Annotated in this window: 24 protein-coding genes; 15 read left to right on the top strand and 9 right to left on the bottom strand. The window is 65.9% G+C overall.

Translation table 11 applies throughout. From position 1 onward, the window contains the following. The 10 genes from HH212_RS14020 to HH212_RS13975 all read left to right on the top strand — a co-directional run bounded on the left by HH212_RS14020 (window position 1) and on the right by HH212_RS13975 (window position 10,816). Window positions 1-384 (top strand): hypothetical protein, encoded by a 384-nt coding sequence (locus HH212_RS14020; RefSeq protein WP_229217277.1) that lies wholly within the window; start codon window positions 1-3, stop codon window positions 382-384. Between the two features lie 168 nt (window positions 385-552). After that, window positions 553-3,378 (top strand): type VI secretion system Vgr family protein, encoded by a 2,826-nt coding sequence (locus HH212_RS14015; protein WP_170203039.1) that lies wholly within the window; start codon window positions 553-555, stop codon window positions 3,376-3,378. Window positions 3,379-3,381: 3 nt separating this feature from the next. Next, the gene (locus tag HH212_RS14010) at window positions 3,382-3,933 is read left to right on the top strand and encodes a hypothetical protein (protein WP_170203038.1); all 552 of its coding nucleotides are present in this window, start codon (window positions 3,382-3,384) and stop codon (window positions 3,931-3,933) included. A 927-nt stretch (window positions 3,934-4,860) separates the two neighbouring features. Continuing rightward, a complete protein-coding gene (locus tag HH212_RS27830; RefSeq protein WP_441295195.1) occupies window positions 4,861-5,703 on the top strand; it encodes a TIGR02594 family protein in 843 nt (280 codons plus the stop codon). Continuing rightward, entirely contained in the window at window positions 5,700-6,221 is a 522-nt protein-coding gene (locus HH212_RS14000; protein WP_170203036.1) for a hypothetical protein, read from the top strand. The genes HH212_RS27830 and HH212_RS14000 overlap by 4 nt, the downstream gene beginning before the upstream one ends. Before the next feature lie 121 nt (window positions 6,222-6,342). Further along, complete coding sequence (locus HH212_RS13995) at window positions 6,343-6,768, top strand: GNAT family N-acetyltransferase (protein WP_170205435.1); 426 nt, start codon at window positions 6,343-6,345, stop codon at window positions 6,766-6,768. Between the two features lie 170 nt (window positions 6,769-6,938). Beyond that, complete coding sequence (zwf, locus tag HH212_RS13990) at window positions 6,939-8,405, top strand: glucose-6-phosphate dehydrogenase (RefSeq protein WP_170203035.1); 1,467 nt, start codon at window positions 6,939-6,941, stop codon at window positions 8,403-8,405. A gap of 21 nt (window positions 8,406-8,426) precedes the next feature. Next, window positions 8,427-9,281, top strand: coding sequence for an SIS domain-containing protein (locus tag HH212_RS13985; protein ID WP_170203034.1), 855 nt, complete (start codon window positions 8,427-8,429; stop codon window positions 9,279-9,281). A gap of 127 nt (window positions 9,282-9,408) precedes the next feature. Further along, entirely contained in the window at window positions 9,409-9,876 is a 468-nt protein-coding gene (locus tag HH212_RS13980; RefSeq protein WP_170203033.1) for a hypothetical protein, read from the top strand. Window positions 9,877-9,898: 22 nt separating this feature from the next. Next, window positions 9,899-10,816, top strand: coding sequence for a DUF2145 domain-containing protein (locus HH212_RS13975; RefSeq protein WP_229217276.1), 918 nt, complete (start codon window positions 9,899-9,901; stop codon window positions 10,814-10,816). 71 nt (window positions 10,817-10,887) lie between these two features. On the opposite strand, the gene HH212_RS13970 is transcribed toward HH212_RS13975, so the two are convergent. Next, on the bottom strand, window positions 10,888-11,901 hold the full coding sequence (locus HH212_RS13970; RefSeq protein WP_170203031.1) for an EthD domain-containing protein: 1,014 nt from the start codon (window positions 11,899-11,901) through the stop codon (window positions 10,888-10,890). Between the two features lie 75 nt (window positions 11,902-11,976). Continuing rightward, on the bottom strand, window positions 11,977-13,113 hold the full coding sequence (locus tag HH212_RS13965) for an MFS transporter (protein ID WP_229217742.1): 1,137 nt from the start codon (window positions 13,111-13,113) through the stop codon (window positions 11,977-11,979). 170 nt (window positions 13,114-13,283) lie between these two features. Here HH212_RS13965 and HH212_RS13960 point away from each other — a divergent pair, with 170 nt between their 5' ends. Next, window positions 13,284-14,231, top strand: a complete 948-nt coding sequence (locus HH212_RS13960) for a LysR family transcriptional regulator (RefSeq protein ID WP_229217275.1) — start codon at window positions 13,284-13,286, stop codon at window positions 14,229-14,231. Between the two features lie 456 nt (window positions 14,232-14,687). On the opposite strand, the gene HH212_RS13955 is transcribed toward HH212_RS13960, so the two are convergent. From HH212_RS13955 to HH212_RS13945, 3 genes are read right to left on the bottom strand one after another with little or no spacing between them, the layout of a single operon-like run. Further along, entirely contained in the window at window positions 14,688-15,485 is a 798-nt protein-coding gene (locus HH212_RS13955) for a hypothetical protein (protein WP_170203029.1), read from the bottom strand. 45 nt (window positions 15,486-15,530) lie between these two features. After that, window positions 15,531-16,316 carry a DUF2491 family protein gene (locus HH212_RS13950; RefSeq protein ID WP_170203028.1) on the bottom strand — a complete coding sequence of 262 codons (786 nt, stop codon included), beginning with the start codon at window positions 16,314-16,316 and terminating at the stop codon, window positions 15,531-15,533. 4 nt (window positions 16,317-16,320) lie between these two features. Continuing rightward, window positions 16,321-17,340: a hypothetical protein gene (locus HH212_RS13945; protein ID WP_170203027.1), complete on the bottom strand. Its 1,020-nt coding sequence runs from the start codon at window positions 17,338-17,340 to the stop codon at window positions 16,321-16,323. Window positions 17,341-17,422: 82 nt separating this feature from the next. On the opposite strand from HH212_RS13945, the gene HH212_RS13940 reads away from it, so the two are divergent. Further along, on the top strand, window positions 17,423-17,941 hold the full coding sequence (locus HH212_RS13940; RefSeq protein WP_170203026.1) for a phage regulatory CII family protein: 519 nt from the start codon (window positions 17,423-17,425) through the stop codon (window positions 17,939-17,941). A gap of 24 nt (window positions 17,942-17,965) precedes the next feature. On the opposite strand, the gene HH212_RS13935 is transcribed toward HH212_RS13940, so the two are convergent. Together HH212_RS13935 and HH212_RS13930 are read right to left on the bottom strand one after the other, a co-directional pair. Then, window positions 17,966-18,397 carry a hypothetical protein gene (locus HH212_RS13935; protein ID WP_170203025.1) on the bottom strand — a complete coding sequence of 144 codons (432 nt, stop codon included), beginning with the start codon at window positions 18,395-18,397 and terminating at the stop codon, window positions 17,966-17,968. 154 nt (window positions 18,398-18,551) lie between these two features. Then, window positions 18,552-19,694 carry an epoxide hydrolase family protein gene (locus tag HH212_RS13930; protein ID WP_170203024.1) on the bottom strand — a complete coding sequence of 381 codons (1,143 nt, stop codon included), beginning with the start codon at window positions 19,692-19,694 and terminating at the stop codon, window positions 18,552-18,554. Between the two features lie 164 nt (window positions 19,695-19,858). Here HH212_RS13930 and msrC point away from each other — a divergent pair, with 164 nt between their 5' ends. Together msrC and tal are read left to right on the top strand one after the other, a co-directional pair. Next, on the top strand, window positions 19,859-20,356 hold the full coding sequence (gene msrC / locus HH212_RS13925; protein ID WP_170203023.1) for a free L-methionine (R)-S-oxide reductase MsrC: 498 nt from the start codon (window positions 19,859-19,861) through the stop codon (window positions 20,354-20,356). Between the two features lie 51 nt (window positions 20,357-20,407). Then, window positions 20,408-21,337, top strand: coding sequence for a transaldolase (gene tal, locus HH212_RS13920; RefSeq protein ID WP_170203022.1), 930 nt, complete (start codon window positions 20,408-20,410; stop codon window positions 21,335-21,337). A gap of 99 nt (window positions 21,338-21,436) precedes the next feature. Here the strand turns inward: tal and HH212_RS27725 are convergent, their stop codons facing one another. After that, the gene (locus HH212_RS27725; RefSeq protein WP_170203021.1) at window positions 21,437-23,017 is read right to left on the bottom strand and encodes a methyl-accepting chemotaxis protein; all 1,581 of its coding nucleotides are present in this window, start codon (window positions 23,015-23,017) and stop codon (window positions 21,437-21,439) included. Between the two features lie 258 nt (window positions 23,018-23,275). Between HH212_RS27725 and HH212_RS13910 the strand changes: the two genes are divergently transcribed. After that, the gene (locus tag HH212_RS13910; RefSeq protein ID WP_170203020.1) at window positions 23,276-24,280 is read left to right on the top strand and encodes a TauD/TfdA family dioxygenase; all 1,005 of its coding nucleotides are present in this window, start codon (window positions 23,276-23,278) and stop codon (window positions 24,278-24,280) included. A 22-nt stretch (window positions 24,281-24,302) separates the two neighbouring features. Here HH212_RS13910 and HH212_RS13905 read toward each other — a convergent pair whose 3' ends face one another. After that, window positions 24,303-25,361: an NAD(P)H-dependent flavin oxidoreductase gene (locus HH212_RS13905; RefSeq protein WP_170203019.1), complete on the bottom strand. Its 1,059-nt coding sequence runs from the start codon at window positions 25,359-25,361 to the stop codon at window positions 24,303-24,305. Window positions 25,362-25,370: the final 9 nt, after the last annotated feature.

Below are 25,370 nucleotides of genomic sequence, written 5' to 3'. Positions count from 1 at the left end.
ATGCCAAAGAAATTGCTGGCGCTTGCCGGTGCAATCGCACTGATGTGGTTTGTCCTTGTCGCGAACGCCTATACGTCGCCAGTCGTGTTCCTGCATTATGCCGCCTCCGCTACCACGCCTGTCACCTATTTCTTCAATGAAGACAACGACATCGTAAAGCACCACCTGGACCCTGGTGAAAGCGTCGAGTTCCGTACCGCCCGCCGCCCTCGTCCCGGCTATGTGATCGATGTCAGCCTGCCTCTCGCGAGCCGCGATGGCGTGGAAATCAAACCGCCGTTCAGCCGCGTCGACGTCTATATCGGTGCAGACACGAAAATTACGCGGACTGTTACCAGGACCGATTTCCTGTCCCGCTTTGCCCGACCAGACGATGCGCAATAGCAGTGCCAGTACTGCTGAGCGGTAGCACAGCGGGCTCGTTAGGGCGCACGATAAGCAGCAATTCGATCGTTCCGCTAATTATTTGCTTAGAATACATGTATCTACGTTAATGAATAATTCGTTTCACTTTTGATCCGATCCGATAAAGGTATTTGACAGAGAAATCGAATGCAAAAGCTCGTCCAATCGATTCATGATCTGGTATTCAACGATGCGCAAAACAAGCGCATTCTGCGTATCTCCTTTCCCCACGACGACGGTCCGGATGTGCAATTGCTGCCCAATCAGCTCGACGCGATCGAATCCTTGTCGCGCGATTTCGAATACCGGGTCGAACTCCTGTCGGATAGCGCCACGCTGGCCCTGAAGGAAATGCAGGGCAAGCTGATGACCGTCGAACTGGTGCGCGGCGACGGCAGCGTGCGCTATTTCAGCGGCTACGTCTTCAGCTTCCGCCTGATCACCACCGATGGCGGCTTCGCGTTCTACGAAGCCCTGCTGGCGCCATGGCTGAAGTATCTCAGCCTGCGAAAAGACAATTACCTCTTCCACGGCAAGTCGCTGCGCGCGCAGACGGAAAGCATTTTCGCCGACTACTCCGTCCTGCCCGATTGGGATTGCCGCATCCAGGGCGACGACCCGCCGATGACGGATGCCTGCCAGTTCGACGAAACCGACCACAACTATTTGCACCGGCGCTGGGAGGCGGCCGGCTGGCACTACTGGTACGAACACACCGCGCTGGGACACAAGCTGGTGCTCTCCGACAGTTCGCGCTATGCCGATGCCATCGACGGCGCCGCCCAGGTACGCTTCCAGAGCCATGGCGGCGCGATCGAGGAAGATGGCATCGCCCAGTGGTCGCCGGTGCGCAGCATCGCGCTGTCCAATGTGGCCTTGAGCGCATTCAATTTCAAGCAGCCGATACCGGCACAGGTCGGCGTGTCGACGGTGAACCGGCAGGGAAGCGTACTCGGTGTGGAATCCTACGAATACACCGGCGCCTACGGCTTCAGCGGCCGCCAGGACGGCGACCGCCTCGCGCGGCTGCGCATCGAAGAGGCGGAAGCGGCCGCCAAGCATTTCGAGGGCAGCGGCAACAACCGCTTCGTGCAGCCGGGACGCTGGTTCGTCCTGCGTGACCATTTCCTCGACGACGCCGTGCAGTCGGACGACGAGGGCAAGAACGAATTCCTGGTGCTGGAAGTGCGCCACCTGGCGCGCAACAATTATTTGCAGAATAGCCAACCGGCGAATTACAGCAACACCATGCGCTGCATCCGCAGGCAGATTCCATGGCGTCCGGGACGCGGCTACAACAGCACCGACACGCGCATCCTGGCGCCCCAGACGGCCACCGTGGTGGGCCCGCAAGGACCGGACAGCATTCATACCGACGAGTACGGCCGCATCCGCGTCCAATTCCACTGGGACCGCGAGGGCGTCGAAGACGAGCGCAGCTCGGCCTGGCTGCGGGTAGCCAGTTCCTGGGCCGGCGGCGAGCTGGGCGCGGCGGCCGTGCCGCGCGTGGGCAGCGAAGTGATCGTACAGTGGCTGGGCGGCTCGCCCGACCGCCCCATCGTCACCGGCAGTGTCTTCAACGAACGCAACATGCCGCCCTGGCAGCAGCCGACCCAGCAAGCCCTGACGGGACTGCGCAGCCGCGAGCTGGCGCCCGATACCGGCAATGCGGCGGGCGGACGCAGCAACCACCTGATCCTGGACGACACCTACAACAAGATCCAGGCGCAGCTCAAGAGCGACCACCAGCACAGCCAGCTTTCGCTGGGCCATATCACGCGTGTGGAAGACAACAGCGGACGCAAGGACGAGCGCGGCGAGGGCTGGGAACTGGCCACCAACGCCTGGGGCGTGGCGCGCGCCGGCATGGGCATGCTCCTGACCACCGAGGCGCGCGATAATGCCGCCGGCCATACCAAGGACATGGGCGAGACGGTCGGCCGCCTGAACGCTGCGCGCGAGCGCCACGACCAGATGGCGGACCTGGCACGGCAGCACCTGGCGCAACAACAGGAGGTCGACCAGGCTGCGGCCGGTGTCGCGCTCGCCGCGCAGAACGAGGCCATCCGCGGCAGCGGCAAAGCCCAGGGAGAACTGGCCGAGCCCCAGCTGGTGCTGTCCAGCCCGGCCGGCATCGCCGCCAGCACGGCGCGCAGCACGCATCTGCAGAGCGACCGCCACACCGTCCTGACCACGGGAGAGCACCTGTCGATCTCGACCGGGAAAAGCCTGCTGGCCAGCCTGGCCGACAAGCTCAGTGTGTTCGTCCAGAAGGCGGGCATGAAGCTGTTCGCCGCCAAGGGCAAGGTAGAAATCCAGGCGCAGAGCGACGATATCGAGATCATCGCCGAACAGGTGCTCAAGCTGATCAGCACCAAGCAGAATATCGAAATCGCGGCGGACAAGGAAATCCTGCTGCATGCGGGCGGCAGCTTCATCCGCATCAGCGCCAAGGGCATCGAGCAGGGAACCGCCGGCAAATGGGTGGCCCACGCGGCCAGCCACGCCGCCACCGGTCCGCAAAACCTGGACGCCGCATTCGCCGCAATGCCGGCCGCCGAGACCGGTCCACACAGCCTGCGCTTCGCCTTCCCCGGCGCCGACGCCGCGGTGGGGGCACTGGGCATGGTCGGCAAGCCGTACCACATCCTCGACAAGCTCGGCAAGCAGGTTGCCGCCGGCGTAGTGGGCGAGGATGGCCGCCTGCCGCGCCTGGAATTTCCGGACCAGGACCAGCTCACGCTGCAACTCGGCCAGGACAGCTGGCGCAGCGTCCGCCTGGCGGCGAGCGAGCCGATGCCGGAGTTCGAGCGGCTGGACAACGACTTCTACCGCGAAGAGGACGAAGATGAGCCGGAATTCGAAGAAGACTTCGGCCCCTATGCTTCGCAACTGGATGGTCTCGATGCATCGCTGCACCTGAGCCCAAATCTACTTCGTAAACTCATTACCAATCCGGAGGGAGACGATTAAACCATGATCAAGAGCATTTTCAATACCGTCGTGCTGACGTCTTGCCTGGCACTAGCGGGTGGCGCCATTGCCGCCACACCAACCGCTAATACCAGCGTGTCATCCGAACAGCAAGGCATGCATCAATGGCAGGTCCTGGGTGGCAAACTTATTCTGATCACTGGTACGTACCAGGATATCCTGGCCTACAAGCGCAGCCTGACGTTCTACTTCGAAAGCAAGCCTGGCGAAGAATGGATGCATGCTCCAGTGCTCGACGGCGACAACAGGAATGCCTTGACCTGGTTCAGTATTTCCCAAGGCGAGCAGACCGTCGCGGATGCCGCCGTGGTGGCCGGCGCCAATGGTGTCGAGGTCGTGATTGCCGAAACCAAGCCGCGCGTCGTCGCGCCGATTTCGGTAACTTGGTACCGATTCACCCAAGCCGGAGACAACGATACGGACGGTCCAGCTTATTTCTTCAAGAAGACGTCCTCCAGGAATTATCCCGCCAATGCGAAACTAACGGTCGAGCAAGTATTGAAAAAGGAAGTCGCTACCAAAATAAAGAAATAGGATTTGTTCATGACGCGCGAATTCATCAGTGCCAAATATGATGCCGATACCCTAACTGTCGATTACGCCGGCGATGACGGAACGCATCTGCTGCGTACCGGCGGCACGATCGCATGGCGTTTCAATAATCCCGGTAATATCCGTCCGACGCCCAAGGGCAAGAAGTTGATCATGGGTGCCATCGGCATCGGCAAGACCAAAGGAAATGCCTCGTTCCTGATATTCAAGAGTTACGCCGAAGGCCGGCTGCAGAAAAAGCAGTTGCTACGTCGTGCCTATAACGACCGTACCATCTATACGATGTTGACAGGGATTCCTGATCCCGATATGCCGGGGACACTGATGAAAGGTTATGCACCGGCCATGGACAATAACGATCCGCTCGCTTATGCCAACGACATCAGCAAGCATACCGGCTTGCCGATCACGACCAGATTGAGCGATATTTCCGATGCAAAGATGGAAGAGGTGCTCGATGCCATGGAAAAGTGCGAAGGTTTCCATGGCAAGCAGAAAACGCGCCTCGAGCAGGAAATCCCGACCACGTTGCTCACCATCTCCGATGGCGCCATGCCCAAGCCGAACCTCCCGGCACAAATCAAGATCGGCGACAAGACCTACGAAAAGAAGACCGACTCCAGCGGCCAGCTGCCCAGGATCGCCCACACGCAGCCGGGCAAGAAGGTCGAAATCCATTTTCCCGACCTGAGCGGCGCATGGAAAAAGCAGTTCGAGTTCGTGATGGATGGCGTTTCCAGTGCGCATCTGCTACTGCATGACCTGGTCAGTTACGAAGCCCCCACCGCGCCGAAGAAGCCGCCGACCAGCGTCGCCAACCCGGCGCGCAAGCCGTTCGACCACGTGGTGGCGCGCAAGGAAACCCTTGGTATCCTGGCCGGACGTTTCCACACGACCGTGGCCGAGATCATGCAGGACAATCCCGCCATCAAGGATGCGGCCAAGATCTATATCGGTCAGGTGATCGGGATCTACGGGCCGCCATCCGGCAGGATGAAAACCGCTGCGCCACGGACGGCGCCGAAGCCCAAGCCTGCACAAGGCACAGCCGCGAAGACGCATGCAGTCCCACCACCCACGGCCGGCGCCGACCTGACACGCAGCAAGGAAGGAACGGGACAGCCACTGGCCATCGTGCCGGCCGACCAGAAGACGGCGCCGTGGATGCCGGTAGCGATCGAGGAAGCAAAGAAATGGGCCGGCAAGGACGAGAGTATCATCACCGTGACCGGCAATTTCCACAAACGCGTCGGCCTGGGGGGCAACATGAACACCACGCCATGGTGCGCATCGTTCGCCAATTATTGCCTGATGACGGCTGGCGCGCCATACGAGAAAAGCGCGTCGTCGCAATTCGCGACCTGGTCGAAGAAATTCAAGAAGATCGACAAGCCGGTGTATGGGGCCATCATGGTAATGCGCAACTATTTTCAGGAGACGGGCAAGGCGCATGGCACCGGGCACGTGACGTTTGTGTATGGCAAGACGACGCAAGGCGATATCGCAGGGCTCGGCGGCAACCAGAGCGACCGATTAAAATTGTCTCCATACAAACTCGGGGAAGTGTCTGCCAGGTTTAAACTTAATGGCAAAGTGTTGGAGCAAAAATTCCACGCTTTCTATATTCCAGTGACATATGAGGAATATGCCAAATCGCAACCGGAACCGGACATCGTCAATATTGCCGACGTCAACAAAAATTTTCTGAACATCGCCAACTCCGCCTCGAGTACAAACGAAAAAACACAATGACGAAACACTTCAAACCCATACTGATGCTGGCGGCGATGATCACCGGCGCCACTACAGCCCATGCAGGCTCTCCCGATGGACTAAGTATTGCCGCTGTCAGCAACGCATCAGGCACGCCCTATACTAAGGCGGTCAAGCAATTCGTTGTGGATCACAAAGCCGAAAAAGTCGCCGACTGCAATGAAACCATGCTGAATGTCGCCAATGTTTACTTCACGAACTTGCCGCCGCAACTGACCGGCGACTTGGCCATGGCCGCAGTAAGTGACAAGGCCAAGCGCAAGCGGCTCGGCAAGTTGTTGACGGGCTTTCGCGACGCGACGCTGAAGCATGGTTTCGATGGTGCGTTGGCATATGAGGTCAAAGGTCAGCAGTTACATCTGTATGGCATCTCTGGAGATACCGACGAAAAAATCCTCATGTCGAGACTGACGCTGGACGACGCCAAGGACCAGAAGAAATTCAATGTCGCCGTTTGCAAGGCTGTTGCCAGACTCGCCGTGCTGGCGGCGCCGTGACCTTCCCAGCATGATCTGGCCATCTGCTTAAAGACATTTTTTACAGACTCGTCTTCACAGGCAAAATCTTGACACACCAGTTTTCGTCTACTTGTGGGACCCGAATGGATTTCCAACACGTATTCCACATAACGCCGAGCAAACCGAGCCCGGTCATACGCTCATCCACCACTTTCTCTCGGAGCAATCGACCTGGGCTCGCCACATCCCGTTCGCCACGCTGGAACGCGCCATCGACCGCTCCCTGTGCTTCGGCGGTTACCTCGGCACGGCGCAGGTGGCGTTCGCGCGCGTGATTTCCGATGGCGCCAACTTCGCCAACCTGGTGGACGTGTTCGTCCTGCCCGCCCACCGCGGACGCGGCTACGGCAATGCCCTGGTCCAGGCCGTGATGGCGCATCCCGACTTGCAGGGCCTGCGGCGGTTCACGCTGGCCACCGGCGATGCGCATGGACTCTACGCCGGCTTCGGCTTCACGGCGCCGCTGAGGCCTACATCGCTGATGGAACACTACGACCCCGGCATCTACGATACGAGCATTGCCTGAACCCGACTTGACTGACGAGCACGATCCCAGTCCAGCGTCCCGCGACGAATGAATATGGCACCATATGCGCTTGGCATCCTTTCGCCGACTTCAAACGTAGTAAATTTTCTTGCGAATCCATTATTCGTGTAGTAAATTTACATCATCGACGATTTTCCCTCCTGGACACCATGGCTCTTTCCGATTTCGACCTCGTTTTCTTCGGCGGCAGCGGCGACCTGGCGATGCGCAAGCTGTTGCCCGCGATGTATGCGCGCGACGTGTGCAACGACTTGCCGCTTGAAGCGCGCATCATCTGCGTCGGCCGCGACCACATGTCGCAGGATGCGTTCATCGCCATGGTCGAGAGCAACGCCAAGCCGCACGTCAAGGAAAGCGTCGACGACCAGGCCTGGCGCACCTTCCTGCAGCGCATCACGTATGTTGCACTGGATGCCAGCGACAAGAAAGGCTTCGGTCCGCTGGTCGAGGCGCTGCGCGACGAATCGCTCACGCGCGTGTACTACCTGGCCACGCCGCCCTCGCTGTTCGCGCGCATCTGCGACAACCTGGCCGCCAACAAGCTGGTGACGCCGAATTCGCGCGTGGTGCTGGAAAAGCCGCTCGGGCGCGACCTGGAATCGGCCAAGCAGATCAATGCCGACGTCGGCAAGGTGTTCGCGGAATCGCAGATCTACCGTATCGACCACTACCTCGGCAAGGAAACCGTGCAGAACCTGCTGGCGCTGCGCTTCGGTAACATCCTGTTCGAGCCGCTGTGGCGCCGGGAATGGATTTCCGACGTGCAGATCACCATCGCCGAAAAGATCGGCGTCGGCAACCGCCTGGGTTACTACGACAACTCGGGCGCGCTGCGCGACATGCTGCAGAACCACCTGCTGCAACTGCTGTGCATCGTCGCCATGGAGCCGCCGGCCTCGATCGCGCCGGACGCCGTGCGCGACGCCAAGCTGCAGGTGCTGCGTTCGCTGAAGCGCTTCACGCCCACCACGCTGGCGCAGAACATCGTGCGCGGCCAGTACCGTTCCGGCTATGTCGACGGCCAGCCGGTGCCGGGCTACCGCGACGAGCCGGACGCGCCGAAACAGTCGAAGACCGAGACCTTCGTCGCCATGAAGGCCGAGGTGGATACCTGGCGCTGGGCCGGCGTGCCGTTCTACCTGCGCACCGGCAAGCGCATGGCCGACCGCCTGGCCGAGATCGTGGTGCGCTTCAAGACCATCCCGCACTCGATCTTCAACCAGCCGACTTCCAGCTTCCAGCCGAACAGCCTGGTGATCCGCCTGCAGCCGGACGAGGGCCTGTCGATGAACCTGATGGCCAAGACGCCGGGCGACAGCATGCGCCTGAAGCAGGCCGAGCTGGAACTCGATTTCCGCGAACAGTTCAAGGCGCCGCGCATGGAAGCCTACGAGCGCCTGCTGCTCGACGTGCTGCGCGGCCAATTGACCCTGTTCATGCGCGGCGACGAGCTGGAGGCCGCCTGGGAATGGGTCGAGCCGATCCTGGAACACTGGGAACAGGACGACAGCTCGCCGGTGCCGTACACCTCGGGCACCTGGGGACCGGCCGCGTCGTCCGCGCTGATCGGCCGCGATGGCTTGCAGTGGCGCGAAGAAGCGCTGCCGGAAGACTGACGGCGACGGAAGGAATCCGCCTTGCTCCTCGATTCGATCCGCACCCAGCTCGACTCGCTCTCGAAGTCCGAGCGCAAGGTCGCGCTGGCGGTGCTGGCCGCGCCCGGCGCCACGGTCAGCCGCAACATCACGGCGCTGGCCAAGAGCGCGCAGGTGTCCGAGCCGACCGTGGTGCGCTTTTGCCGCACGCTCGGCTACGACGGCTGGCACGAGTTCAAGCTGAAACTGGCGCAGGGCCTGGCGCTGGCCCTGCCCGGCAACAGCGAACAACCGTCCCAGGACGACCTGGCGGCCGACCTGGTGAATAAAATCTGCAGCCGCTCGATCAATACCCTGCTCGACCTGCGCAACAACCTGAAACCCGAGCTGATCCAGAAGGCGCTCGACATTTTGTCGCGCGCCAACAAGATCGAATTCTACGGCCAGGGCTCGTCCGGCTTCGTCGCCGCCGACGCCCAGCACAAATTCTTCCGCTCGGGCGTGCCGACCGTGTCGTACACCGACCCGGCCATCCACGCCATCGCCGCCGCCCTGCTGCGCGAAGGCGACGCATTGGTGGCGATCTCGCAGCGCGGCAACAACCCGGCCCTGGTGCGCTCGGCCAAGCTGGCCCGGCGCGGCGGCGCCGACGTGATCGTGCTGGCGCCCTCGGGCACGGCATTGGCCGACATGGCGACCTGCCTGATCCCGATCGACCTGGTGTTCGCCACCGACCCGTACACGCCGATCTCGGCGCGCCTGGCCTACCTGGTGGTGATCGACGTGCTGGCGGTCGGCCTGGCGCTGCAGCGCGGCCCGGAATTCCGCAAGAAGATGCAGAACGCGCAAAAGGCGCTGCAGGAATTCGACATGCAGTTCGATTCGTTCATTGGCTGAACAGCGCCGACGCCGCAAACGTTTGCTCATTGCGCAACACTTTTCTTGCCAAATGGCCACTCTATCTTTGCAGCCGGGCGGCGGCGCTGTACCATGAGGCGACCCAGCCGACATCGAGGACCGTTTCATGACCATTTCCAACATCTCCCGCGCGATCTGCTTCCTGACGTTCGCCGGCGCCTGCGCCCTGCCGGCGCATGCGGACAGCGTCGCCTCGTCGGCGTCCAGCGCGGGATCGGCTTCGTCGGCCAGCATTTCCGACTCGATCGGCGGCTCCAGCAACAGCTCCAACCGCGACAAGCGCGTGGCCGCCGGCCAGTACCGCGTGATCGACGTCGCGCGCGCGCCCGCCAAGGCGGACACCACGCGCATGACCCTGCGCGCTGCCGACGGCGGCGCCGGTTCCCAGGAGTTCTACCTGGACGTACCGGACCGCGCCCTGGCCCAGCGCGCCGTCAACGCGGGCGAGCTGGTGCAGGTCACCGAACGCGTATACGGCTACGAATTCGGCTATGCCGACACCCAGCGCCCGTTCTTCCTGGCGCTGCAGAACGACTGGTACCGCGAACTGGGGTCGCGCCAGGTCACCATCTGATCGCTGTCCGAGAATTCTTCCCGTGTTAAAGCGCCTGTTCACCGGCGCCCTGGCCGCGTTTTTCCTGCTCGCCGGCGCGCCGGCATGGGCCGGCCTGCCCACCTTCTGCGACCGCGCCGACCACATCACCGCCGCCGACCAGGACCGCGTGCTGCGCTTCGCCGCCGCGGTCAAGACGGAACTGGCGCGCTCCGGCGAACGGGTCGCCCTGATCGCCCGCTCGGGCACCGATCTGAGCCGCTTCGACCTGGTGTATTCGCACACCGGCATCGCCATCAAGGACGATGCCGACGCGCCCTGGAACGTGCGCCAGCTGTATTACGCCTGCGACGAATCGCGTCCGCGCCTGTTCGACCAGGGCATCGCCGGCTTCGCGCTGGGCGCCGACGCGCCGCTGCGCGGCCACGTGGCGCTGCTGTTCCTGCCCGGGGAGCAGGCCGCCGCGCTGGCGCGCGCCGCCGCCGACAAGCGCCTGGCGCTGGCGCTGCTGGCCGGCCGCTACAGCGCCAATGCCTACGTGTTCGGCACGCGCTACCAGAACTGCAACCAGTGGGTGGCGGAACTGCTGGCCAATGCCTGGGGCCATCTCGACGAGGGAGACGGCCTCGCCACGGCGCGCGCCGCTGCGCAGGCCTGGCTGCACGCGCAGGGCTACGGCGCCGCCACCGTCAGGATTCCCTCGCACCTGGCCCTGTTCGCCGGCCAGTTCGTGCCGCTGGTGCACCTGGACGACCACCCGCCCGACGATTTGTACGCGCTGGCATTGCACGTGAGCCTGCCGGCCACCATCGAGGACTTCGTGCGGCGCCAGGCGCCGGCGGCGCGCCGCGTGGAACTGTGCCACGACCAGGCCCACATCGTGGTGCGGCACGGCTGGGAGCCGCTCGGCGCCGGCTGCGAGGCGCGGCCGGGCGACGAGGTGATCGCACTGGATCCTTGACGCGCCAGCCGCGCGTCACGGCATCTCGTGCGCCGGCCGCGCGTCAGGGCATCTCGTGTGCCGGCCGCGCGTCAGGGCGTCTCGTCCGGCAGGCGCGTCGCCACTTCCGGCCCCAGCCGGTTGATCACGCTGTAGTTGATCGCCGTCCACCACTCGGAACCCTCGCCCGCCAGCGCATCCTCGGACGCCTGCAGCGCCGCGTGCTCGCTGCTCACCAGGTAGTCCTCGACATCGTTGAGCGAGGCGAACGACAGCACCGACACCGCGTCGATCTTGCTGCCTTCCGGGTCGTGCTGGGTCGAGCCGATGTTGTGCAGCTGGGCGTAGCGGCGTACCAGCGCGCGCGTGGCCGGGCTGGCCAGCACCAGCGCCGCATGCTCCTTTAGCAGCCGGCGCTGGAATGCCTCGCGCGACAGTTCCGGGCGGCGCACGTGGATCTTGACCAAGCTGATTGGGTCGCGGTGGCGCGCGCTCGGCACCAGGATGTACTCGCGCGTGATCTCGCGCGTGACCATGCGGAACGCCACCTGCTCGTCGGCCACGATGCGCCGGTCGAACTTGTCCTGCTTCAGCGTGCGCTCGATGTCGTCCCGTTCGGCATAGGCGATGTAGGCGAAGCCGTCCCAGCGCGGACGGCGGTAGGCCGGCACGCGCTTTTCCGGATCGGAAGGCAGCTTGCCGTCCTCGCCGATCATCGCGCGGTACGGCGGCGCGAAGAACGACGACGGTCCCGAGGCGATGCGGTGCACCTGGTCGTAGCGCACTACCAGCGCCGACGAGCTGCCCGGCTCGTCCCAGGCGAACTTCGGGCCGTGCACCTTGCGCCAGTATTCGTCCCAGTGTTCATAGGCCAGGTTCGGGTCGCCTTCCAGCGCCAGCGCGTGCGGGCGCCAGTTGGGGAAGTGGACCTCGTGCCCGTGCCTGCTCTTCGACGACCCGGCATCCTGCGGCCGTTCGCCGCGCGCGGTATCGTCGACGCGGCTGACGAAGGTCGGCGTGACGATCAGCGGCGCGTCGCCCGCCTCCCTGGTGGCGCCCAACGGCGGGCGGTGCTGGTTGTCGCTGCGGTCGAAATCGGTGGTCATGTCGCATCTCCTTGTACTTGATGATCAAAATCGGGGACGCCGGCTTGCACATGGCCGGCGGGGCATACGTCCACCCTACTTGGCGTTGGCTGCCAGCGTGGCGGCGACCGCGGCGGCCAGCAGCGCGATGCCCGCCGCCACGTAGCCGACCTGTCCCGCGCCCCAGCCCGACACCGCGGCGCCGCCGATGGCCGCACCCAGCGCGATGCCGCCGTTGGCCGCCGACACGTTGATGGTGCCGGCCAGCGCCTGCGCGCCGGACGCGGCCTTCATCACGCGGATCTGGCAGATCGGGTACAGCGCGGTATTCGCGATGCCCCACACCGCCAGCGCCAGCACGAAGCCGATGCCGGGGCCGGGGCGCACGTCGGCAAGCAGCATGACGGCCGCCATGCCCAGCGCCAGTACGATGCAGAACAGCGCCGTGGTGGCCAGCGGCTTGCGGTCGACCCACAGGCCGCCCAGCCAGTTGCCGACCAGGCCGACCGCGCCGAAGCCCATCAGCCACCAGCCCACCCGCGCCGGGGCGATGCCGGCCGCCTGTTCCAGCATGGCGGCCAGGTAGGTGTAGCCGGTGAACATGGCGGTGAACACCAGGACCGACAGCGCCACGTTGGCCAGGAAGAACGGGCTTTTCAAGATGCGCGCCTGGGCGCCCATGGCCACCGGCGTGCTGGCGCGCACGGTGGGCATGCTGGCGGCGACCAGCACCGCCACCACCAGCGACAAGGCCGCCAGCAGCGCGAAGGCGCCGCGCCAGCCGATGGCGTCGGCGGCCAGGGTACCGAGCGGGATACCGAACAGCATCGCGCCCGAGATGCCCAGGTAGACCGTGGAAACGGCGCGCCCGGCCCGGCCCGGTCCGGCGATCTGCGCGGCGGTCTCGCTGGCCGTGCCCCAGAATACCGGCAGCGCCAGCGCCGGCAGCAGGCGCGCCAGGGCCAGCACCCACAGGTTGGGCGCCAGCGCCGCCAGGGCGTTGGCGCCGGCGAACAGCACCAGGATGGCGACGAACAGGCGCTTGCGGTCGACGTTCGCCAGCCAGGCGGTCAGGAACGGGCCGCACAGCATGACCACGACCGCGAACAGGGTCACCAACTGGCCGGCGGCGGCGGCGGAAATGTGCAGGTCGCGCGCCAGCGCCGGCAACAGGCCGACGATCAGGAATTCGGTGGTGACGATGACGAACGCGGCCACGGCCAGGATGACGATCGGGAGGGTACCGGCGCTGCCAGCAGCGGCGGCGGCGGCGGTGTCACGGCGGGCGCCGGCACCCGTATCAACGGATTTCAAATGAGACATTGCTATTTATTCCATAAAGCAGTTCGCCTCATGGTATAAAAGAACAGGATTCTCATGTTGGATATAAATTCCACATTATTATGGAACAAAATTCCGAAAACCACCGGGCCATGACGCCGGCCGAACGCCTGAAAGGCCTGGAAACCTTCGTCGCCGTCGCCGAAGCCGGCAGCTTCACGGCCGCCGCCGAGCGCCTGAATCTGACCAATTCCGCGGTCGGCAAGGCCATCGCCCGGCTCGAAGGCCGCCTGCACAAGCAGCTGTTCGACCGCACCACGCGGCGCCTGGCCATGACCGACGCCGGCGAACTGTTTTACGCGGCCTGCGTGCGCGTGCTGGAAGAGCTGGAGACGGCGGAACGCGACCTGTCGAGCGAGCACATCGAACCGTCCGGGCGCCTGCGCGTGGACATGCCGGCGACCTTCGGGCGCCTGCACGCCATCCCGTCGTTGCTGGCCTTTGCGCGCGCGCACCCGCGCATCGCGCCGCAGGTATCGTTCACCGACCGCTTCGTCGACGTGGTCGAGGACGGGCTGGACGTGGTGGTGCGCATCGGCGGGCCGGATGCCTGGCCGGCGACGCTTGGCTACCGCTACCTGGGCAGCGAGGAACTGGTGTTCTGCGCGGCGCCGGACTACCTGGCGCGCCACGGCGAACCGGATTCGCTGGAGCGCTTGTTCGAGCACGACGCGGTGCTGTACGGCCGCGCGGACGGCAGCGCCAGCCCCTGGTTCGTCGGCGACGGACGCTCGCCGCCGGCGCGCCGCCACGTCGAGGGCCGCATCGTGCTGGGCCAGGCCGAGGCGCAGGTGGCGGCGGTGGAGGCCGGGCTGGGGATCGCGCAACTGGCGACCTGGCTGGTGGCGCCGCGCATCCGCGACGGCCGGCTGGTCAAGGTATTGCCGGCGCTGGCCACGCAGGGCCTGCCGCTGCACCTGGTGTGGCAGAAGCGCCGCCAGCAGGTGCCGAAGGTGCAGGCGCTGGTCGCGCATTTTGAGGAGACACTGCGGATACGGCCGGAGGAGTAGGCGCGGACAAGCCGCCGTCGTCCCCGCGCAGGCGGGGACCCATGCTGAGTTTCTGAAACCATTTCCTTCGATTAGTCTGTCAACAATTTCAGGCTGATGATTCCCGATGCTCGGTATGGGTCCCCGCCTCTGCGCACTGCTGTCCAAGATAATCGTTATCTCTGCTTTAACCCATAGCTCGTCGTTCCCGCGCAGGCGGGGGACCCATACTGAGCAACAGAATTCATTACCAGTGAAGCAACTGGGATATTTCAGAAATACCAACTGTGGATGCTCAATATGGGTCCCCGCCTCCGCGGGGACGACGGTTTTTAGGCCAGCAATACTATCTTGGACAGTAGTGCGCGGAGGCGTTGACCCATGCTGAGCATCAAAAATCGATCAGCTGCGTGGCCACGCGGCGTATTCGATCTTGGTAGCAATGTATGGGTCCCCGCCTGCGCGGGGAAGACGGAATCAGCCCGGCTTCGTCTCGCCGAGCAACGGTACCGGCCCCGCACTCTTGCCCGACAGGCGCTTCAACCGATCCAGCGCGCTCTCCGCGCCGTTGTCCGGCTGGTGCACCGAGGCGCGGATCGCCTGCAGTTCGGCCTGCTGGTCGAGCGGCTTCTGGCCGATGTCGGCGACGATGCGCATGCCGGCCGCCTCGTTGCTGACCGCCTGGGCGCGGCGCGTGAGCGCGTTCAGCGCGGTGGAGCTGCCCTGCATGCCGTGCAGGCCGGCCAGCTGGCTCTGGCGCTCGATACGCATTTCCTGGAGGTCCTTCTGGGCCTTGGCGGCGGCCAGCGACTGCATCGCCTTTTTCGCCTGGGCGTCGAAGTCGGCCAGCTGCTTGCCGAGCGCATCGACGATCTTCTGCAGCTCGTCCATGTAGGCGCGGGCGTCGGCCTCTTCCTGGACTTCCTGCGGCAGGCGCGCCTTGTTGGCTTCCAGCTCGTCGCAGAACATGGTCACCGTGGCTTCCGAGATGGTGCCGGCGGCCAGGCGCTCGGCCAGCTTGTCGGCGGCGCGCTCGTCGCTGGCGATCAGGTTCTGCAGGCTGACCACGTCGTTGTGCTCCTTGTCGAACGAGGCGCGCGCGGTCGCCAGCAGCCTGGCGGTTTCGCGCAGGGTCTCGACCAGGCGATCACGGTCGGCCTCGGTGGCGGTTTCGGGATCGAAGTTGGCGAGGGCTTCCGAAATCCGGTTGCCCAGGACGCCGAAGTGTTTCGACACCAGTCGTGCAGTCAGTCCCCATCCGCTTGCATTGCTCATTGCTGTTCCTTTCGTTGAAAAGTCTGCCGGCGCGCCGCCATGCCATCACTGGACGACGATGCGCTCCGGTTCCATCGGAATGCCGATCACGAAGTCGACGTGGATGCCGCGCCTGGAAGCGTCGCCATCGACGCTTTCGACGATCTCGGTCGTGATCAGCAGGTACTCGCGTGTGCCGTCCTGCAGGCGGCGCACGTACGGCATGAAATACAATTCCTGGCGCAGGCCGCGCACGCCCTGCGCGTCGTCGATGCGCGTCTCGCGGCCCTGGAACGGGGCGACGAAGGCGGCGCCGGGCGATCCGGCGTCGCGGCTGTAGTCGAGGCGGTCGGCGTCGCCGAAGGCGGCCGCCAGCGTGGCGTCGTCCAGGGTGTCCGCCAGCTGCTCGCGCCACAGGGTGTAGCCCTGGTCGCCCAGGCCGTAGCCGGCCTGGCCGGTGTAGGCATCCTGGTCTTCCGCGGTCTCCGGGATCACGCGCGCCAGCTGGGTGCAGTACAGCACTTCGGCCGGCCGGTCGCCGTCGCCTTCCAGCACCTGCAGGAAGCGCTCCTTGGCGTCGGCATCGCCGGTGGCCAGGTACAGGCGGTACAGCGCGGTGTCCGGCTGCAGGGTCAGCTGCGACAGCGCCAGGATGCGCGTGTCGCCGGGCTGCGGCATGGCGACGAGCGAGCCGGCGCCCTGCGCGCGCACGATCGGCGACACCTGCAGCTGCACCACGCTGCCGATGCGCGCGCCCAGCGGCACGCCGTCGTCGGCGCGCGCCTCTTTCTTCGTCACGCCCTTGTCGGCGGCGGCGGCGCGCACGTAGCTGAATACGTCTTTCCAGCCCATCTGTTCAATTCCTTTCGAACGAGTAATTCGGTTTATCCGGTTTGTCCGGGTTGCTGCCGTCGCGGCCGCCGCGCAAGCGTTTCCAGGCGAAGCGCAGCAGCCAGACGGCCAGCGCCAGCAAGACCAGGGTGGCGACCAGGTAGACGCCGAAGCCGAGGGCGCGGCTGCCCTTGCCGGCGCCGGCAGGAGGCGCTCCTGCGGCGGACGTTCCCGCGGCGGGCGCTCCCGCGGCAGGTGCCGCCGGCGGCGTGACCGAGTTCACGCCGCCGTTCCAGCCGCTGTCCGCCGGCGCGTTCCTGCCACCATCGCCCGAACCCGAACCCGCATTGCCGTAGCCGCCCGGCGCCGCCTGCCCGCCGCCGTTCGACTGCGCATGCGCGCGGCGCGCGGCATTGGCCAGCGCGGCGCCGGCAATGACCTCGCCGATGCCGATGCCGCCGCGGCGCGCAGCCGGCGGTTCCCCGGCGCCGTACGGCTGGCCGTAGCCCGGACCGTAGCCGCCGTAGGCACCGCCATTGCCGCCGCCGTAGCCCGGCGCCGGCTGCGCATCGCGCTGCGCCTGCCGCGCCCCGTCGCGCTCTTGCATGCGTTCGCGCATCTGCTCGCGCTCCTGCGCCTGGCGCTGCGCCTCGCGGCGCGCATCCAGCGTGCGCAGCGCGTTCGCTTCCGACGTGCTTTTATTCAGGCGTTGCGACAGCGCCGAATCCGAACGCTGCGGCGCCGCCGCGCCGTTGCCGAACGAACCGAAGCCGCCACCGGACCCGCCCGGACGTGCCGTATCGCTGCGCGACGGGCGTGCGGACGCCGGCGCCGGCTGGCGGCTGAACGAGCCGAAGCCGCCGCCTGACGGGCGCTGCGATGCAGAGCTGCTTGCCGGCGCCTGCGAACGCTGCGACGAAAAGCCGCTCTTGTACGACTGGCTCGCGGACGACTTGCCGGCGGACGAGCGCGCATCCTGCGCCTGGCCGAGAGGCATCGACAGCAGCAAGGTCGCGACGAACACAGCGTGCAGTGGCTTGAACATGGTCAGGGGCGCCGTCAAAAGTTAGAATAAGGATAACGATGGGCATGGTGACATGCACCGGTAAAATAATCAAAGGATTACCATGACGCGCCGCTATCTTGACATGAACCAGCACGATGCCTTGTACACCGTGGCGCGCAAGTTCCCGGGCGGAATCGATGCGCTGGCGCGTGCGCTCGACATGTCGCCCAACGTGCTGCGCAACAAGCTGTCGCCGTCGATCGCATCGCACTACCCTTCGTTCGAGGAAGTCTCGCTGATCGTCGAGCGCTGCCATGCGGCCGGCCTGCCCGACGCCCACCTGCCGCTGCACGCGCTGCTGGTGCGGCACGGCATGGCCGCCTTTACGGTACCGCAGCCGCAGCGCGCCCGCCAGGACGACCTGTCGCAGACCGTGTGCCGCGTGATGAGCGACGTCGGCGCGGTCGCGGAAGCGGTGTCGGGCGCGCTGGCGGATGGTAATGTCACCGAGGCGGAGGCCGACCTGATCGAGCGCAAGTTCCACGCCGCCCTGTCGGCGCTGGGCGCCTGGCGCGCACGCCTGCGCAGCGAGAACGACGCCGGCATCCAGCCGGCGCCGCTCGTGCATCCGCAGGTCTGACGGCGACGCACGGGCGCCGGGGCATCACCGGGAACCGGCGCGCCCGGCCACCCGCCCTTCCTCGACCGCGCCGGCGCGCAGCGAGCGCAGGAACAGGCCCAGGCCGCCGAAGGCCAGCACCAGGATGCAGATCAGTTCGAACGCCGTCATGGTGCGCAGGTTCAGGCTGACCGACGCGATCACGCCGAACACCAGCGCGCCGAACGAGCACAGCGCCACCAGCCAGCCCAGGTAGTTGCGGGCGTTATAGAAGATCATGGCGACGCCGATCACCAGCGGCACCAGGATGATGCCGCCGGTGACGCCGTAGCCGCCCACGCCAAACAGGCGCATGCCCAGCCCGAACGAGGAACTGACCACCACGCCGTTGAGCAGCAGGTAGAAGCCGCCGCACATCATCAGCAGTCCGAGGAAAAACTGTCCCGTGCCGCCGCCCGTTCCGCCCGCACCGTTCATGCGCGTCTCCGTCGAATGTTGAACACGCTTTACCATAATGGAAAAGTTGTCGGATTGCCAGCGACAGCAGCCGTGCCGTCCGGGCGTGTGGCGGATTCGCCAACACGCCGTGCGCCACTACCCGAAGGTTCGCGGCCGGCTGCAGGCAGCGCATTCAGGCGCCGCGCAGCGGCCGGAAAAAGGCGCGGATGTCCTCGGCCAGCAGTTGCGGTTCTTCCAGTGCGGCGAAATGGCCGCCGCTCGGCATCGGCGTCCAGCGCCGCACGTCGTAGCTGCGCTCGGGCCAGCTGCGCGGCGGCATCGGGATCTCGGCCGGGAACACCGCCACGCCCAGCGGCGGCTGCACCCGCTCCTGCGGCGCGAACGGCCTGGCCTGTTCCTCGACGTACATCTGGAACGACGGGCCGATCTGCTGGGTGAACCAGTACAGGCTGATGTCGGTCAGTAGCGTGTCGAAAGAAATCGACTTGTCGAAATCCTGGGTCCAGGCGTGCACCTTCTCGGCGATCCAGGCCGCCAGCCCGGCCGGCGAGTCGTTCAGGCCGCTGGCGGCGGTGGTGGGCTTGGTGGCGTGCATGCTGCGGTAGGCGCCCTCCTTTTCCTTCCAGTCCGACTGGCGCTTCTGGAAATCCTTTTCTTCCGGGGTCAATTCGGGCTGGCCTTCGCCCAGCGGCGGCTTGAACGAGGTCGGGATGTAATTCAGGTGCATGCCGACGATGCGCTCCGGGAAGCGCAGGCCGAGCCAGGACGTGACGCTGGCGCCGAGATCGCCGCCCTGGGCGCCGAAGCGGTCGTAGCCGAGCTGCGCCATCAGGTCGGCCCACAGCGCCGCGGTGGCGTAGGTGCCGACGCCCTTGCGGCGCGGCGCCGGCGAAAACGCATAACCAGGCAGCGACGGCACCACCACGTGGAAGGCATCGACCGGGTCGCCGCCGTGGGCGCCCGGATCGGCCAGGAGCGGCAGGATGCGCTCCATCTCGATGAAGGAACCGGGCCAGCCGTGCGTCAGCACCAGCGGCAGCGGCGCCGGGCCGGTACCTTGCCGGTGGACGAAATGGATGGCCTGGTCGCCGACCTGCGCCATGAACTGCGGCAGGCGGTTCAGCCGCGCTTCCTGGGCGCGCCAGTCGAAGCCGTCGGCCCAGTAGCGCAACAAGTCCTGCAGGAAGGCGGGCTCGATGCCCTGGCTCCAGCCCTGATCCTCGATGGCGGGCGCCGGGCGGGTGCGCAGCAGGCGTTCGCGCAGGTCGGCCAGGTCGGCGTCGGGGATGGCGATGCGGAATGGTTGGATGCTCATCTGGTGTCTCGCGATAGGGTCGATTCGTGATTCTAGTCCCGACACCGTTCCAGTCCGCGCACGTTGCCGCCAACAAAGAGAAACGCCCGCCAGCGTGAGCGCCGGCAAGCGCGCTGCCGTAAAATACGCGTTTTCGACAACGCTTCATCGCCGCCCATTTCATCATGCACATCAATCCCGAACGCAGCGCCCGCCCCGACTACGACCTGCTGGTACGCCAGGTCGCCAGCGTGCTGGAAGGCGAACGCGACCTGACCGCCAACGCTTCCCAATTCTCGGCCCTGGTGTACGACACCCTGTCCGACCTGAACTGGGCCGGTTTCTACCTGACCGTGCCCAGTAAAAAAGGCGAAGGCCAGGACCTGCTGGTCGGCCCGTTCCAGGGCAAGCCGGCCTGCGCGCGCATCCCGTTCGGGCGCGGCGTGTGCGGCGCCAGCGCGGTGCAGCGCCAGACCATCGTGGTGCCGGACGTGCATGCCTTCCCCGGCCACATCGCCTGCGATTCGGCCTCGGCGTCGGAAATCGTGATCCCGGTGATCAAGGACGGCAGGCTGGTCGGCGTGTTCGACATCGACAGCCCCGAGCCGGACCGTTTTTCCGAGGAAGACAAGGCCGGCCTGGAAGCGATGGTCGCGGCCTTCCTGGATGCCACCGACTGCTGACACGCGCCAGCCGGTACAATCAACGAACCGATCACCAACTTTTTTCGCACCATGAACCAACTCGAACAGCTCAAGCAATTCACCACCGTGGTGGCCGACACCGGCGACTTCCAGTCGATCAAGGCCTACGCGCCGCAGGATGCGACCACCAACCCGTCGCTGATCCTGAAGGCGGTGCAGAAGCCGGAATACCGCCCGCTGCTGGAAAAGGCGGTCGCCGATTCGCCCGACGGCTCGATCGAGGACGTGGTCGACCGCCTGTTGATCGCGTTCGGCGTCGAGATCCTGAAATTCGTGCCGGGCCGCGTCTCCACCGAGATCGACGCCGCCCTCTCGTTCGACACCGAGGCCACCGTCGCCAAGGGCCGCGAGCTGATCGCGCTGTACGAAGCGGCCGGCGTGTCGCGCGAGCGCGTGCTGATCAAGATCGCCTCGACCTGGGAAGGCATCCGCGCCGCCGAGATCCTGGAACAGGACGGCATCCACTGCAACCTGACCCTGCTGTTCTCGCTGGTGCAGGCGGTGGCGTGCGCCGAAGCCGGCGTGAAGCTGATCTCGCCGTTCGTCGGGCGCATCTTCGACTGGTACAAGAAATCCACCGGCACCGACTACCAGGGCGCCGACGATCCGGGCGTGCAGTCGGTCAAGCGCATCTACCAGTACTACCGCAAATTCGGCTTCGATACCGAAGTGATGGGCGCGAGCTTCCGCAATACCTCGCAGATCCTGGAACTGGCCGGCTGCGACCTGCTGACGATTTCCCCGGACCTGCTGCAGAAGCTGGCCGACACCGAAGGCGCGGTCGAGCGCAAGCTGAACGCGGACGGCGCCGACGGCCTCGAGAAGATCGCGGTCGACGAGAAAAGCTTCCGTTTCCTGCTGAACGAGGATGCGATGGCGACCGAGAAGCTGGCCGAGGGGATTCGCGCGTTCTGTGCGGATTCGGTCAAGCTGAAGAAGATGATCGAAGCGCTGCGCTGATCATTTTCATATCGTGGGGGCGTCGACGGTTGCAGGCACCGGTTGAACGCGTGGACGGCGGAGCCGCCTCGCCGGCCACGTCCACCCTACGTTCGTCTCCTACGCGAGCGCCGGCAGGCCCGGCCGAGCAGCGCGTTGCGGGCCGTCGAGGCGGAATGCGCTGACCAGCTGGTCGAGCGCCGCCGCCTGTTCCTGCAGGCCCTGGGCGGTGTGGGTGGCCTGCTGCACCAGGGTGGCGTTCTGCTGGGTCGCCGCATCCATCTGCGAGATCGCCTGGTTCACCTGCTCGATCCCCGCGCTCTGCTCGCGGCTCGCCAGGCTGATCTCGGCCATGATCGCGTGCATGCGCTGCACGCTCTGCAGCACGTCGTTCATGGTCGCGCCGGCTTCGGCCACCAGCAGGTTGCCGGCCTCGATCTGCTGCACCGAATCGCCGATCAGTTCCTTGATTTCCCGGGCCGCCGTGGCCGAGCGCTGGGCCAGGCTGCGCACTTCGCCCGCCACCACCGCGAAGCCGCGCCCCTGCTCGCCGGCGCGCGCCGCTTCCACCGCCGCGTTCAGCGCCAGGATGTTGGTCTGGAAGGCGATGCTGTCGATGACCAGGATGATGTCGACCACCTTGCGCGACGAGGCGTTGATCACGCCCATCGTGTCGACCACCCTGGCCACCACGCTGTTGCCCTTCTGGGCGATGCCGGCGGCGCTGTCGGCCAGCTGGTTGGCCTGGCTGGCGTGGTCGGCGTTCTGGCGCACGGTCGAGGTCAGCTGCTCCATCGAGGCCGCGGTCTGCTCCAGCGAACTGGCCTGCTGCTCGGTGCGGCTGGACAGGTCGAGGTTGCCGCCGGCGATCTCGTCCGAGGCAGTCGAGATGGTGCCGGTGGCGCCGCGCACGTCGCTGACGATGCGCGCCAGGTTGTCGCGCATCGACTTCATCGCGAACAGCAGGCTGCTGCGGTCGCCCGCGCGGGTCTGCACCTGCACCGACAGGTCGCCGGCCGCGATGCGCGTGACGATCTCGGTGGCGTAGTCCGGCTCGCCGCCCAGGCCGCGCATCAGCCAGCGCGTGATGAAGGCGGCGCCGGCCGCACCCAGCAGGATGCTGCCGCCCACCAGGCCGAAGATCCACACGCGCGAGGCGGCATAGCGCCGGTTGCCTTCGGCCGCCGCCGCGCGCCCGCCGTCGCCGTACATGCCGACGATCTTGTCGATGTGCGCGCGCAGCGCCACCACCAGCTTGTTCGACTCGCCGCGGATCAGCTGCCTGGCCAGCGCATCGTCGCCGGCGCGCGCGGCGGAGCGCAGCTTGCTGTCTTCGTCCATGTAGCGCCCCCACATCTCGAGCAGCTGGGCATACATGGCGCGCTCCTCGTCGTTCGCCATCAGGGCGACGTAGTCGTCCTGCATGCGGCGCAGGTCTTCCAGGTCCTTGGCGATGATGGCGTCGTACTTGTCCATGTCGGCGCGGTCGTTCGAGATGATGTACTGCAGTTCGCGCGTGCGGATGCGCGCCACCTGCGACTTGATGTCCTGGATCGCGCGCATGCCCGGCATCCAGCGCGCCGACAGCCTGGTCGCCGTTTCGTTGACCTCGCCCAGTTCACGGATGGCGACGGCGCCGATCAATGCGGTCAGGGCGATCACGGCGGCAAATGCCATGCCGAGCTTGGTGGCAAGCCGCATTCCGGAGAAAAGATTTCTCATGATGAGCACGCGTCCTTGGAAAATAAAGTAGCAATACTCAACGGAAACTAACAATTTTGATTATAGGTGCATCAATCTATCATTTCTATTAGGCAATAAAACAACGTTTGCGGAAGATGCGCATCAAAGCCGTCAAAACAGGTAGCAGGCTTGCAAAACATCAAAGATCGCGTCCAAGGATCAAATTCCAATGGCAATCGATGCTTTCCCTAAAGAAAATTTATTGGATTGGATACGATGATCTCTGTAAGCAAATACAAAGGCAATATCGTGCTGGCGGCTTCGCGCTTCGCCTGGAACGACGACCTCGACCGCATTTTCGACATCCTGTCGCAGCGCTTCGCGGACATCGGCGGCTTCAACGACAACGGTTTCCGGCCCCATCCGCAGGAGGTGGCGCTGCGCGCCGAGCTGGGCCGGGTGGCGACGCTGGCGCGGCTGCGCGACGCCCTGGCGGGACTGGATGCGGCGGCCGTGGTGCTGACCGACCTGGGCTTGCGCGGCCTGCCGCCGGCGCACCGCAACGCCGCCTTGTACGCCCTCACGCTGACGCTCGGCTATCCGACCTCGACCGACCAGCGCACCGGGCGGGTCGCCTGGGACGTCAAGGCGCGCCCGCTCGAGGAAGGCGGCCTGCGCTTCACCACGTTTTCCGAACGCGTCGGCAGCGCCGACATGCACACCGATTCCTCGTTCTACCCGATGCCGGAACAGCAGTTCATCCTGTACGTGGTGAATGCGGCGCGCTGCCTGGGCGGCCATTCGATCCTGGTCGACTGCGCCGACCTGCACCGCATCCTGCAGCGCAGCGCGGCGGGGCGGTCGGCGTTCGACCTGTTGTGCCGCACGCCGGTGCCGTTCCGGGTGCCGGCCGTGTACGCCGCCGGCGAAGACCGGATCGAGATCCACGTGGCCACCGTGTTCGAGCCGGCGCGCCGTCCGGGCGTGCCGTTCGCGATCCGCTGGCGCCACGACGCCATCAGGAAGGGGCTGGCGGCGCGGCCGGAGATGGACACGCCGGCGCTGCGCCAAGCGCTGGCGCTGGTGGACGAGGCCGCCGAGCACGGCGCCGCCCGCTTCAAGGAGCAGTTGCCGACCGATACCCTGCTGCTGGTCGACAACCACCACATGCTGCACGGCCGCACCACCTACGAGGACGAGGCGCGCCACCTGGTGCGCATCCGCATGTCCGACGTGCCGAATGCCGAACGCATCGGCCCGTCCGGCGTCAGCCGCGATTGATTGCCCGGCGCCGGTCCTGGCTTTATTCCTGCATCTCCCGCTCCAGCATCCGCACCAGGTCGGCGGCGCCGGCCTCGCGCGCCAGCGGCGCGCCCTGCCCGGCCCAGTGCGCCGCGAACACGTGCTTGTCCAGCGCCGCCGCCGCGGCATGCAGGCGCTTGGCCGCGTCGTACGCCAACGGGTAGGCGGCCGGCCGCACGCCGCCGCCATCGCCATGGACGATCAGGCGGTTGACGATGCCGCGCGCCGGCCTGCCGGACAGGGATGCGCTCAGGCGCGTCGTGGCGGCGCAGGCGCTTTTCAGGTTGTCGCGGTAGGCGGCGTTGGCCGCCGATTCCGGGCACAGGATGAAGGCGGTGCCGAGCTGCGCCGCCACTGCCCCCAGGTCGAGCGCCGCCTTGATGCCCTGGCCGTCCATGATGCCGCCGGCCGCGACGACCGGCAGCCGGGTGCGCTTGACCAGCATGCGCACCAGCACGGCGGTGCTGAGGCGCTCGTCGGGCGCGTCCGGATCGAACATGCCGCGGTGCCCGCCGGCCTCGATGCCCTGCGCCACGATCGCGTCGATGCCGGCGGCTTCGACCAGCGCCGCTTCGCGCGGGCTGGTGGCGCTGGCCATCGTATAGATGCCGGCCTGGCGCAGGGCGGCGATGCGCTCCGGCGTGGGCAGGCCGAAATGGAAGCTGGCCACCGCCGGACGCAGCGCCAGCAGCATCTCGAAGGAAGCGTCGTCGTCGTTGAAACTCCGGTAGATTTCGTCCAGCGCCGCCGGCGGGGTGGCTCCGACCTCCTTGAACAGCGGCGCCAGGTGCGCCAGCCAGGCGGCTTCGGTGGCGGCGTCGCGCGCTGCCGGCGCATGGCAAAAGAAGTTCACGTTGAAGGCGCGCCCGGTCAGGGCGCGCGTTTCCTCGATCAGCCTGCGCGATTGCGCGGCGTCGCCGGCGCCCAGGCCGAGCGAGCCGAGCCCGCCCGCCTCGGATACGGCGGCGGCCAGCCTGGGCGTCGACACGCCCGCCATCGGCGCCTGGATGATCGGATGCCGCATGCCGAGCCGGTCGAGAAATTGCCGGGATTGGTCCATCGGGTTCTC

This window comes from Massilia forsythiae, from assembly GCF_012849555.1.
GTDB classification, from domain to species: domain Bacteria; phylum Pseudomonadota; class Gammaproteobacteria; order Burkholderiales; family Burkholderiaceae_D; genus Telluria; species Telluria forsythiae.
Note: the sequence above shows the minus strand (reverse complement) of the source record. Positions and strands in the feature narration are given on the sequence as shown.